Genomic DNA, 12519 nt, shown 5'->3' with positions numbered 1-12519 from the left:
GTACACTTTCAGCTCCAACAGCGGGCACACGACGCCGTTCGATGGCAATATGTTTTCTTGTGAGCTACTTCGAATCCCTTAAGGAACTGGCAGATCTCCACGGCGTGGCAACGAGCTACTGGTCGTCGGACGGCGAATTCATTGAGGTCTCTGAAGACACCTTGCTGAAGACTCTTCATGCCCTCGATGTTGACGTCGATCCAAACCATGACTCCATCAGCGCTGCCATCGAGGACTTCCACAACGAAGCAGCGTCCCTACCTCTCCCACCGACCGTGGTAATGACCGCTGGCTCCGAGTACGTGGTGAACGTCCACGTCCACGACGGCGCCCCTGCTGAGGTCAGCATCTACCTCGAGGACGGCACCACCATCGCTGCCGAGCAGCGCGAAAACTGGACCCCGCCACGCAACATCGACGGCGTCATGTGGGGCGAAGCCTCCTTCGCGATCCCCGCCGACATTCCCCTGGGTTGGCATGAAATCACGCTGGTGTCCAACAATTTGAAGGCGACGGCAACGCTCGTCGTCACGCCAGAGCGCTTGTCGACGGTCACAGGCCGCGTGGCGGGTGCCATGAGCCAGATGTACTCAGTGCGCAGCAAGAATTCCTGGGGCATGGGCGATTTCAATGACTTGGGCGCCACTGCTGAAGTGCTGGCGAAGGAAGCCGACGCCGACTTCCTGCTGATCAACCCGCTGCACGCAGCAGAGCCATTCCCACCAGTTGAGGATTCCCCTTACCTGCCGACCACCCGCCGCTTCATCAACCCGATTTACATCCGGGTCGAGGACATTCCAGAGATGGCTGGTCTGGACAAGGAGCTGCTCGCCGACATCAAGGAAATGGCAGCAGAGTTCCGGGAACTCAATACCTCCGATGCGATCATCGAACGCAACCCGATTTTCATGGCCAAGCTGCAGGTGCTGCACGAGATTTTCCACGTGGTGCGCTCCCCTGAGCGTCAGAAGGCTTTTGAGGACTACTGCGCTCTCGAAGGCAAGGGCCTGGATGATTTTGCCCGCTGGTGTGCAGCCCGCGAGCATCGCGAGCGCCCGGAGGATTCCAACCACGGCATCATGCCATCCGTGGAGGAAACTGCTGATTTCTACCGCTGGATGCAGTGGATTTGTGACCAGCAGCTGGAGAACGCGCAGGCGCGCGCCAAGGCGGCTGGCATGAGCATCGGCATCATGGCTGATCTCGCGGTTGGTGTGCACCCAGGTGGCGCCGACGCTGAAAACCTCGCATCCGTTCTTGCCCCAGCTGCGTCTGTCGGAGCTCCCGCTGACGGCTACAACCAGCAGGGCCAGGACTGGTCGCAGCCTCCGTGGCATCCAAAGAAGTTGGCGCGTGCCGGTTACAAGCCATGGCGTGACATGCTCCGCACCGTGCTGCGCCATTCTGGCGGTATCCGCATCGACCACGTCCTCGGCCTGTTCCGTCTGTGGTGGATTCCGCGCATGCAGTCTCCGCTGACTGGCACGTACGTTTACTACGATCACAACGCTCTCGTCGGCATTCTTGCCCTGGAAGCAGAGCGCGCCGGCGCCGTCGTGGTGGGCGAAGACCTTGGCACCTTTGAGCCTTGGGTACAGGAAGTCTTGGCCAGCCGTGGCATCATGGGCACCTCGATCCTGTGGTTCGAAAACAACGGTGACACCCCGAAGCCAGCAACCGAGTACCGCGAGCTCGCGCTGTCCTCCGTCACGACCCACGACCTGCCACCAACCATGGGCTACCTGCAGGGCTCCCACATCACCTTGCGCGAAAACTTGGGCGTACTCACCCGTCCGGCGGCCGAGGAAGAAGCCGAGGATGTGGCGTGGCAGAACCAGGTGCTGTCCATGGTTCGCGGTGGCGAAGACTTCGGAGACAAGCGCTTTGACGGCGATTTTGTCGAGCTCATGGCCGACATGCACCGCTTCGTCGCTTCCACCCCATCCCTGCTCACCTGCACGTCCCTCGTGGACATGGTCGGCGACATCCGCGCCCAAAACCAGCCGGGTACCACCCGCGACATGTACCCGAACTGGTGCGTGCCACTGTGCGATTCCGAGGGCAAGCCGGTGCTTATCGACGACCTAGCCTCGCATCCGATGTTCAAGAAGATTGCGGAGGCCGGCAAGCGCCACTAAAGAAATTAATCCCCCATTTGGACCGCTTTCCTGGAGTTTTCCCAGGTGACGGTGCCCAAATGGGGGATGTTTTTCTAGATGAGGCTAATCAGCCAGGCAATGACCACGAGTGCAAGCAGCACGTAAAGGGCAAGCTTCACCCTGGATTGCGGATACTTATTCTTCATTCTTTCCTTCGAACCATCGGTGTGTATGTCCCCCGACAACGTCGATGACGCGCAGGAGCAAGAATGCCAGGACCCCACACAACAGCACCGAAACTGCCACCACAAGAGGTGCTTGCAGCCAGAGTGGCGCTGAGGTGATGAGATCCATGATGTGCATAGCCTACACCTTGGAGCCACCCAATCCACGACGGCGCAGCAATGGCTCCATGTCCCGTTCACGACCGCGCAACTCGGTGAATGCAGCGGTGTAGTCCCTGGAGGCACCGCGAGAGAGCACCAGGTCACGGAACTTCTGGCCGGCTGCGCGCAGATCACTTTGCTGGGTGAACCAGTCGTAGCCGTCGGCGTCGAGCACCTCTGCCCACAGGTAGGAGTAGTAGCCAGCGGAGTACCCGCCACCGAAAATGTGGTTGAAGTATCGGGTCTGGTAGCGAGCCTTGATGTGCTCGACACTCAAGCCGTATGACTCCAGCGCGCGCTGTTCAAAGGCATCGATGTCAGCCTCGGTCATGTCTGCCAGTTCGCTGGAGGACAGGCTGTGCCAGGCGAAATCGATGATCGATGCTGCAAGGTATTCGCTGGTGGCGAAACCTTGGCCGAACTGCTTGGCGGCTTCGATGGCGTCGATAAGGCGTTGTGGCAGCTCCGGAGCGTAGTTGGCGAGCACCGCTGGGTGGAACGCCCAGTTCTCATTGATCTGAGATGGGAATTCAACGTAGTCGCGCGGCACGTTCGTGCCGGAGAAACTTGGGTAGCGTACGTCGGAAAGCAGACCGTGCAGCGCGTGGCCGAATTCGTGGAAGACGGTGGTGAGCTCGTCGAGGGTGAGATACGCGTCCCCTGACACCGGCTTGGTGATGCCCATGACGTTCACGATCACCGGCTTGGTCCCCAGCAGGTGGCTTTGGTCAACGAAGGAGCTCATCCACGCGCCACCGCGTTTCGACGGCCGGCCGAAGTAGTCGGTGAGGAGCAAACCAATGCCCGTTCCGTCTTCTTCCTTAACCTCCCACACGTCCACGCCTTCGGCGTAGCCTTCGAGGTCTTCACGGGGCTCGATGGTGATTCCGTAGAGCAGGTTGGCAGCATAGAAGACGCCGTCGCGCAGCACCCGAGACAGCGGGAAGTAGGTGCGCAGCTCATCCTCGTCCAGCGCGAAGTCGCGTGCGCGGACCTTGGATTCCCAATATGGCCAGTCGGCACCAGAGATGTCGCCGTCTGCAGCCTCGGCGAGCAGCTTGTACTCCCCTGCCGCGTTTGCTGACGCAGCTGGAGAAAGCCCGCTCAGCAGGTTGCGGACCGCTTCCGCGTCATCCGCAGTTTCTTCCTCAACGATGTACTCAGCGTGGCTGGCGTAGCCAAGCAGCTCAGCGCGTTCTGCGCGCAGGCGCACCATGTCCAGAGCCACCTTGCCATTCGCACGACCGCGCTGCTGAGATGCCTCGTAGAGTTTTGCGCGGGATTCCGGAAGATCGAGCGCTGCCTGCTCGGACTGCACGGTTGGCAGTTCAAGTGGCACAACGTAACCTTCGCGACCCAACTCACGCGCGTAGGCAGCAGCAGATTCGATGCGGGCGTCGCTGAAGCCAGCGAGTTCGTCACGCTCAAAGGAGACAGCGAGGTCCTTCGTGTCGGCCAGCAGGTTGTTCCGGAAGGTTTCCGACAGCGAAGATAGCTCGGAATCGATCTCGGTCAATCGCTTCTTACCAGCGTCATCAAGGTCCGCACCCCGACGCTGGAAGGCGCGCAGGGTGTAGTCCAGCAGGCGCTGGCTTTCCTCATCTTCAGGAGCGGTGAGCGACTTCAGTCGCGCGTAAAGCTCCGAGTTTTGGTAGATCGCCGAGGAATGCGCCGACAGCTTCGGCAGGACTTCTTCAGAGATGGCATTGAACTCATCGGAGGCGTCCGTACCCGAAAGGTTGAAAAACACATTGGACACGCGAGCGAGCGCCTGGCCCGACGCCTCGAACGCCTCCATCGTGTTTTCCCAGGTGGCAGGCTCTGGGTTGGCGACGATCGCAGCGATCTCCGCCTGGTGGTCTACCAGGGCCGTTTCAAAGGCCGGCAGATAATCCTCCACCTTGATCTGTGCAAATGGTGGCAGCTGGTAGTCCAGCGTCGAGGGGTCGAGCAACGGGTTCATATGTTTAGTCCATTCGGGTACGAATCAGGCCAGCGCGGGTCGGCGGAGCGGTGTACGTTTCGGCAGACGCGCGATCGAAGTCACGCTGCCAATCGTATGGCGCTTCGCCGTTGAGGAGTGCACCGGGTGCCAACCAGTCGAAAATGTCCTCGTAAGGACGGGCCGTGGTCGGGTCAATACGACGAACAATGTGGGCTGGGCCCAGGTCACGGAAGTCGGTAAGCCCCATGGCGGATAGGATGCGCATGGCTGACTTCAGGGTGTTGGCCTGGTAGTTCTTTACACGCTCGGCCTTATCGTCAACGTCGAGGCCACGGTAGAAGCGTGGGTCCTGCGTTGCGACGCCCGCTGGGCACTCATTCGTATGGCAGGCCTTTGCCTGGATACAGCCAACCGCCATCATCATGCCACGGGCCGAGTTGGTGAAGTCTGCGCCAATCGCGAGACGACGGATGATGTCCGCGCCTCCGACGATCTTGCCCGCAGCACCAATCGCGATGTGCTGGCGCAGGTTGCAGCCAACGAGTGCGTTGTGAACGATGATCAGGCCCTCAGACAGTGGCGTACCCACGCGGTCGAGGAATTCCAGTGGTGCTGCGCCGGTGCCGCCTTCGGCGCCGTCGACGGTGATGAAGTCCGGGAGAATGCCCGTTTCCACCATGGCCTTGCACATGCACAGCACCTCATGGCGGGTACCGACGCACAGCTTGAAACCGATCGGCTTTCCGCCAGAGAGCTCACGGAGCTGCTGGATGAAGTGCATCATCTCCGTCGGGTTGGTAAATGCCGAGTGAGAGGATGGGGACAGGCAGTCCTTGCCTACCGGAATGCCTCGGATTTCCGCCAACTCTTCGGTGACCTTTTCACCTGGCAGCATGCCACCCATGCCTGGCTTTGCCCCCTGGCTGAGCTTGATGAGGATCGCCTTGACCTGCGAGGTCTTCGCCTTTTCTGCAAACTTCTCCGGGCTGAAAGTGCCGTCTTCGTTACGGCAACCGAAATAGCCGGAACCGATTTCCCAGACCAAATCCGCTCCGTATTCCAGGTGGTACGGGGTCAGGCCGCCTTCGCCGGTCTCGTGCACGAATCCGCCCATGGCTGCGCCCTTGTTCATCGCCAGGACAGCCGTCTTGGACAGGGAGCCATAAGACATGGAGGAGATATTGAACAGTGGAATGTCGAAAGGCTGGGTGCACTGCGGGCCACCTAGGCGAACCTTTGGAGCCTCGGTCAGCATCGGCGCAGGGTTCGCCGAGTGCATGATGTGGTCACGGCCTGGCTTGAGCAGGTCGCGCTCAGTACCAAAGGCTTCCTCCGCGCCCAGGTTCTTGGCCTGCTGGTACACCATGGTGCGAGTTTCACGGTCGAACGGTGCGCCGTCGGTGTCGGATTCCACGAAGTACTGCTGCACCGGGTCTCGCAGCGATTCCGCGATCCAGCGGGCACGTCCCACGACTGGGAAGTTGCGACGGATTGAGTGCTTTGGTTGCAGGTAGTCATATACCGCCAGTGCAGAGGTACCTGCGGCCAGCGCGATTGCCCCAATTTTGAGCTTTTTCACGAACATTCTCCCGTTAATCTTTTGGATTGCCCTCTACATCATAGTGACGTACGCGACACAGTTGTAGATATTTGCCTACGCTTGTTGTTATGACTGAACCGATCTCCACCACCCCTCTGATCGACGACCAAGGATTCGTGGTCGAACCATCGGCTGACAGCTACCGCACGCCAGCCCCCGCTCCCGGCGAAGAGCCGTGGGAGCGCCCACAACCCGAGTGGTACAAGCAGGCCGTGTTTTACGAAGTGCTCGTTCGAGCATTCTCCGATGCCAACGGCGACGGCATCGGTGACCTGCGGGGACTGACGAGCAAGCTCGACTATCTGCAGTGGCTTGGCGTGGACTGCCTCTGGATTCCGCCGTTCTATGATTCCCCACTCAAAGACGGCGGCTACGACATCCGCAATTTCCGCGAGATCCTGCCCGAGTTTGGCACAGTGGATGACTTCGTCGAGCTCGTCGACAAGGCGCACCAGCGTGGCATCCGTGTGATTACCGACTTGGTCATGAACCACACCTCGGACCAGCACCCATGGTTCGTCGAGTCTCGGCGCGACCCGGAGGGCCCTTACGGCGACTTCTACGTGTGGAGCGACACCGACAAGCTCTACGAAGACGCCCGCGTTATTTTCATCGACACCGAGGAGTCCAACTGGACGTATGACCCGGTGCGCGGTCAGTACTACTGGCACCGTTTCTTCAGCCACCAGCCGGACCTGAACTACGACAACCCGGCCGTGCAGGACGCGATGCTCGATGCGATGCGCTTCTGGCTCGATCTCGGCCTGGATGGCTTCCGCCTGGATGCCGTGCCGTACCTGTTCGAACGCGAGAACACCAATGGCGAGAACCTGCCGGAAACGCATGAGTTCCTGAAGCTGTGCCGCCAGGTGATTGAGAAGGAATACCCAGGCCGCGTCCTGCTCGCGGAGGCCAACCAGTGGCCACGCGACGTGGTGGAGTACTTCGGCGAACCGGAGCTCGGCGACGAGTGCCACATGGCCTTCCACTTCCCGCTCATGCCACGCCTGTTCATGGCGGTGCGCAAGGAATCCCGCATCCCGATCTCCAACATCATCCGCGACACCCCGCCGATTCCAAAGACGGCCCAGTGGGGCATCTTCCTGCGCAACCACGACGAGCTGACGCTGGAAATGGTGACGGATGAGGAACGCGCCTTCATGTATTCGCAGTACGCGAAAGAGCCACGCATGCGGGCGAATGTCGGCATTCGCCGTCGTCTAGCCCCGCTTCTCGACGGCGACCGCAACCAGCTCGAGTTGTTCCACGCCATGCTGCTTTCCCTGCCCGGTTCTCCGGTGCTCTACTATGGCGATGAGATCGGCATGGGCGACAACATTTGGCTGCACGACCGCGACGGCGTCCGCACCCCAATGCAGTGGAGTGATGACCGCAACGGTGGCTTTTCCAAGGCCGACCCGGAGCGACTGTACCTGCCTGCAATTCAAAACGCGCAGTACGGCTACGCGGCGGTAAACGTGCAGACGCAGATGAATCAGGAGAATTCCTTCCTCAAGTGGACGCGCTCGCTGATTCATGTGCGCAAGCATTACGAGGCGTTTGGCCTGGGTACGTTCCGCGAGGTGGAATCCGAGAACAACGCAGTGTTCTGCTACCTGCGCGAGTTCGAGGGCCAGGTCATCTTGTGCGTGAACAACCTGTCCAAGCGCCCACAAGCTGTGTCTTTGGACCTTTCCGAATTCGTCCGCGTCGTGCCTCGCGAGCTCACCGGTGGCGCCGACTTCCCCGAAATCGGCGACCGCGAGTGGACCGTCACCCTCGCCCCACACGGCTTCTTCTGGTTCGACCTGACCCGTTAGGAACGCCATGTACGAAGACATTGCCCAGCAACGATTCTTTCGATCCAAGCAGGCCGGCATCACCAACCTCACCGAACTGCGTAGCGCCCCCTGTGGCCCTGCTCGATGGGTGCTTGCCGACGTCGACGGCGACCTGTATCAGCTCGTCCTGAGCGAAGATCGCGACGTCCTCCACACCCAAGAAGTGTTGGACGCGGTCGCGCAGTGCTTCGCTACCGGCAAGGCGGTTGGCGACGGCACTCTCGTGGTTGTCTCCGACCCGGTGCTACCCGAACCAGCCGAGGTGTCTGTATCGGGCGCTGAGCAATCGAACTCCTCGCTGATCTTTAAAGGCGAGAGCCCTGCCATTGCCAAGTTCTTCCGCAAGCTCGAGCCCGGGATTAATCCGGAGGTCGAGCTGCTGGAAGGCCTCGCGAAGGTAGGCTGCGCCTACGTCCCGCGCCTGCGCGCCTATTCACACATCGAATGGGATGGCGACACCTATGTCACTGCGATGGTGCAGGACTTTGCGCAAGGTTCCCGGGAAGGTTGGGACCTCATCACCTCCCGCGCTGGGGCTGGTGCCCCGTGCGCGGATGAGGCTGAGCTGATCGGCCAGGCCATGGGTCAGATTCACCGCGATCTGGCTGAGGCGTTCGGGACGGCAGAAGTGCCTGCCAACAGAATCGTTTCCGGACTGGTGGATCGTATGGAGACACTGATCAAACAGGCTCCCGTGCTCGCCGACTACGGGGGACAGATCCGTGCGGTCTATCGCGAGGCTGCGGCGGGCACGACCACGGTGCAACGAATCCACGGAGACGCCCACCTCGGTCAGATCCTGCGCACGAATGATCGTTATCTCTTCATCGACTTCGAGGGCGAACCGGCACGCCCCCTTGCCGAGCGACGACAGATGTTCTCCCCACTGCAGGACGTCGCCGGGTTGCTGCGTTCCTTCGACTACGCGGCTCATTTTGAGGGCACGCTGGACAACCCCGATGAGTGGCTGGCGGACTGTTCGCAATCGCTGCTGCAAGCGTACGGCGCAAAAGAATCTCCGCTGCTCACAGCTCTCATCGTGGACAAAGCGCTCTACGAAGTTGCCTACGAAGTAAACAACCGCCCCGACTGGGTGCACATCCCACTCGGAGCGGTGAGGCGCCTACTTTCCAAGTAGCGCGTCCCGCAGCTCCTTGTTCGTCAGCTGCTCCGCCATCCACGGACTGAAGGCGAACGGGGCGCTGTGCACTGCAGAAATCAGATTTTGCGGGCTCACCCAGGTGTGAGAATCAACTTCCAAATGCGAAGGCTGAACATCCACGCCTTCCGGAAGCGTCGCGCGGAACACCGGACAAATCTCCCATTCCACGACTCCGGAGGAATCGGTTGCCCGGTAGGCGAACTCAGGAAGGATGCAACGGACGTCGACAAGCACGTCCTCCGGCAGCCCCAGCTCAACGGTGGCGCGCCGGGCAATCGCAGCCTCGAAGTCTTCCCCGGGGCCGGGATGCCCGCACATGGAATTGGTCCAGATGCCCGGCCACGTCAGCTTGTGGAGTGAGCGCCTGGTGATCAGCAATTCCCCCGATTCGCGTTGTACATAGCAGGAAAACGCAAGGTGCAACGGGGTGTCCGCGGTGTGCACGGTTGCTTTCGGCGCGGTCCCGGTGGCGGTTCCGTCGGGGGCAACAAGGACGACCAATTCAGGGCTCACTGTCATGATTTACCACCGTAGCCGAAGGGCAGCTGTGTTTGTGTCACCAGTCGTGAGAATATGGAGGGCATGGCAGTTTCGCAAGGTAGGTTTTGGCTGTGACACCGTTGGAAAAATTCACCCGGATGTCCACTCGTTCGGCCGAAGCGGTGATCGCATCGTATTCCACGAGTTTTTCGCTAGCGAGCTCCCTCCTTGGCCCGGAGACGAGGGCGCACATCAAAAACCTATACGCAGTAGTGCGCATTGCCGACGAGATCGTCGACGGCGTCGCAGCCGAGGCAGGGCTGAGCCCGGAACAAATTGCTCAGGCATTGAGCGATTTTGAAGCCGCCACCTTTCAAGCGATCGACCTGCAGTTTTCCTCGAACCCTGCGTTGCACGCCTTTGCACGAACGGCGCGGGAATGTTCGATCGATCCCGAGCACCTTCGCTCGTTCTTCGCCTCCATGCGCGCCGACCTCACGCCAGACGTGCACACCCCGGAAAGCCTTGACACCTACGTCTTCGGTTCCGCCGAGGTCATTGGGCTGATGTGCCTGAGCATCTTCATCTCTGGAAAGAACTTGTCTGCTCGCGCGGAGGGCACCTGTTTTACCTCGGCACGTCATTTGGGCCGGGCATTTCAGCTGATTAATTTCCTCCGCGACTACCACACCGATGACACCGCGCTCGGCCGGCACTATGTACAGCTCACCGCCGACAGCAAGGCAGAGCTGATCAAGCAAATTCGAGATGATCTGGCCATTGCGCGACTCGGAATTCCATTCTTGCCACTTACCGCCCGAACGGGAGTGTTTGCTGCCTTCCTGTTGTTCCAGGACCTCACGGACAGGTTGGAGGCTGCGTCACTAGCGGATATCGCCACTGAACGCGTCCGCGTTCCCGCCACCCGAAAGAGCTATCTGGCTGCCCGCGCGGTTGCCATCGCCCCACGACTCAAGGAGCATTAATGCGCGCCATCATCATCGGAGGCGGAATCGCAGGCCTGGCCACCGCGGCCTTGCTTGCCGACGCGGGAGCCGAAGTCACACTACTAGAGAAGAACTCCGAGCTCGGCGGCCGTGCCGGTTCGCTCCAGGTTGATGGTTTCACTTTCGACACCGGCCCCAGCTGGTATTTGATGCCCGAGGCCTTCGACCGGTTCTTCGCATCTCTCGGCACCGCCACTCGCGAGCGCCTTAACTTGGTCGACCTCTCCCCTGCGTATCGGGTCTTTCCCGAGAACGCCGCTGCCTTTGACGTTGAGACGGGCAAAGCGCCGGAGCTTTTCGAATCCTTCGAGCCCGGAGCGGGCGCCGTCGCGCAAAAGTACTTGGAGACTGCGAGCTTCACCTACCGGGTGGCAGTCGATTCTTTCTTGTACACCACGTTTTCTTCACTTGCGCCTTTCCTCACCAAGCAGGTGCTGGGCAACATTGCCCTGCTCACGCAGCTCCTCACGCTCAATCTGCACCAGTGGGTGGCCCGCGATTTCCACGACCGCAGGATCCGCCAAGTGTTGGAGTATCCCGCGGTATTCCTTTCCAGCGCCCCGCGTCGCACCCCGGCGATGTACCACTTGTTGTCCCACACCGATCTGGTGGAGGGCGTGCGCTATCCGATGGGCGGTTTCTCGCAACTGATGGCTACCATCGCCGATCTCGCCCGTGAAAAGGGCACAGAGATTCGCACGGGCGCGACCGTCACTGCCATCACCACGAGCGCCGGATCAGTGACCGGCGTGCGCGTTATGGATAATGACAAGCTTGCGCACCTCAGTGCAGACATCGTCGTTTCTGGCGCAGACCTCAACCACACCGAGTCCCTGCTGCCCCAACAGCTGCGCACCACGAAGTGGGACCGAAAAGATCCGGGTATCAGCTGCGTCGTTGCGTTGTTGGGCGTACGCGGTGAGCTCCCTGAGCTCACCCACCACCAACTGATCCTCAGCGAGGACTGGGACGCGGACTTCCGCGCACTGGAAAAGGGGGACGGTTACTCCCGCTCGATCTACGTCTGCAAGGCGTCGGAGACCGATCCTGGGTGCGCCCCAGCAGGCCATTCCAACGTATTTGTGCTCATCCCAGTTCCGGCCCGCGAGGACTTTGGTCACGGTGGCGACCAGAAGGTTGAGAGCATCATCGATCAAGTCATCGCGCTTATCGACGAGCGCACGGGCTCGCGGATTGCAGGCAACGTCGTCGTGAGGCGCAGCATCGGGCCGAGCGACTTTGCCGAAAACTTCAACGCGTGGCGGGGCAACGCGATCGGTCTGGCACACACGCTCGGCCAGTCTGCTTTCCTGCGTGGCAGCAACGCATCGCGGAAGGTTGACGGCCTGTACTTTGCGGGTGCGACGACGGTTCCTGGGGTGGGTTTGCCGATGTGCCTGATCAGCGCCGAAAATGTGCTGACCAGGTTGCGGGAAGAAGGGAAACTCTAGAGGTTCAGGTAGCCCTTGAAAATGGCGTTGCCGATCTGGAATTCGGCATCGCTCAGGCTCCACGGCGTGGTGTTGAACGTGTACTCAATAACCGTGGTGGCCAGCGCACCCAGTGGTGCGTCCAGGCCTTGATCTTCTACCTGCTTCAGAGCGATCTTGCCACCGGCCTTGGTGGACAGGGTTGGGTCGCCCACTGCGGACTGTGGCACGGCAAATTTTTCGTTGAGGTTTTTCATTTCAATGCGGCAGCGCGCGCCACCTGTTGGACCTTGATCGACGGACATGATCCGCCACTCCACGCCGAGACCTTCGTCCTTCACGGCTTCGCTAGGGGTCTTGGCAGTAACTGGAGCTACCTGCTTTGGCTCGAATTGTGGCTCTTTGGTCTTTTCCACGTGGACTTCTTCACCGTCGCCAGCGACCGTCGCGTTCTTTCCATTCAACATCTCACCGAGAGGCGCGCAGCCGGAAAGAGTCAAGGTTACGGCGGCAAGGAGAGCGATGGCAGAGCGTGGGTGAAGAGTCATTAATCAACCTTGGAGTCGTTT

The 12519-nt window shown here is 60.4% G+C and carries 10 protein-coding genes; 5 read left to right on the top strand and 5 right to left on the bottom strand.

Features of this window, described 5'->3' with window-relative positions; genetic code table 11:
- The first annotated feature begins 59 nt into the window (after positions 1-59).
- Complete coding sequence (malQ, locus tag WG939_RS09460; protein WP_339985086.1) at positions 60-2138, top strand: 4-alpha-glucanotransferase; 2079 nt, start codon at positions 60-62, stop codon at positions 2136-2138.
- Positions 2139-2294: 156 nt separating this feature from the next.
- Here the strand turns inward: malQ and WG939_RS09455 are convergent, their stop codons facing one another.
- From WG939_RS09455 to WG939_RS09445, 3 genes are read right to left on the bottom strand one after another with little or no spacing between them, the layout of a single operon-like run.
- Complete coding sequence (locus tag WG939_RS09455; RefSeq protein ID WP_339985084.1) at positions 2295-2462, bottom strand: hypothetical protein; 168 nt, start codon at positions 2460-2462, stop codon at positions 2295-2297.
- Between the two features lie 3 nt (positions 2463-2465).
- Positions 2466-4448 carry a M3 family metallopeptidase gene (locus tag WG939_RS09450; protein ID WP_339985082.1) on the bottom strand — a complete coding sequence of 661 codons (1983 nt, stop codon included), beginning with the start codon at positions 4446-4448 and terminating at the stop codon, positions 2466-2468.
- A gap of 4 nt (positions 4449-4452) precedes the next feature.
- On the bottom strand, positions 4453-6015 hold the full coding sequence (locus WG939_RS09445) for an FMN-binding glutamate synthase family protein (protein WP_339985080.1): 1563 nt from the start codon (positions 6013-6015) through the stop codon (positions 4453-4455).
- An 83-nt stretch (positions 6016-6098) separates the two neighbouring features.
- Between WG939_RS09445 and treS the strand changes: the two genes are divergently transcribed.
- Positions 6099-7850, top strand: a complete 1752-nt coding sequence (gene treS, locus WG939_RS09440) for a maltose alpha-D-glucosyltransferase (RefSeq protein WP_339985078.1) — start codon at positions 6099-6101, stop codon at positions 7848-7850.
- A 7-nt stretch (positions 7851-7857) separates the two neighbouring features.
- Positions 7858-9009 (top strand): phosphotransferase, encoded by a 1152-nt coding sequence (locus WG939_RS09435; RefSeq protein ID WP_339985076.1) that lies wholly within the window; start codon positions 7858-7860, stop codon positions 9007-9009.
- Here the strand turns inward: WG939_RS09435 and idi are convergent.
- A complete protein-coding gene (gene idi, locus WG939_RS09430; RefSeq protein WP_339985074.1) occupies positions 8995-9552 on the bottom strand; it encodes an isopentenyl-diphosphate Delta-isomerase in 558 nt (185 codons plus the stop codon). The two genes, WG939_RS09435 and idi, sit on opposite strands and share 15 nt — an antisense overlap.
- A 119-nt stretch (positions 9553-9671) precedes the next feature.
- Here idi and WG939_RS09425 point away from each other — a divergent pair, with 119 nt between their 5' ends.
- Positions 9672-10499 (top strand): phytoene/squalene synthase family protein, encoded by an 828-nt coding sequence (locus WG939_RS09425; protein WP_339985072.1) that lies wholly within the window; start codon positions 9672-9674, stop codon positions 10497-10499.
- Positions 10499-11971, top strand: coding sequence for a phytoene desaturase family protein (gene crtI / locus WG939_RS09420; RefSeq protein WP_339985070.1), 1473 nt, complete (start codon positions 10499-10501; stop codon positions 11969-11971). The genes WG939_RS09425 and crtI overlap by 1 nt, the downstream gene beginning before the upstream one ends.
- On the opposite strand, the gene WG939_RS09415 is transcribed toward crtI, so the two are convergent.
- The gene (locus WG939_RS09415) at positions 11968-12498 is read right to left on the bottom strand and encodes a hypothetical protein (RefSeq protein ID WP_339985068.1); all 531 of its coding nucleotides are present in this window, start codon (positions 12496-12498) and stop codon (positions 11968-11970) included. The two genes, crtI and WG939_RS09415, sit on opposite strands and share 4 nt — an antisense overlap.
- Between the last annotated feature and the right edge of the window lie 21 nt (positions 12499-12519).

Source organism: Corynebacterium sp. H130 (genome assembly GCF_037572395.1).
GTDB lineage: Bacteria > Actinomycetota > Actinomycetes > Mycobacteriales > Mycobacteriaceae > Corynebacterium.
This window is presented reverse-complemented; position numbering and strand designations above follow the sequence as displayed.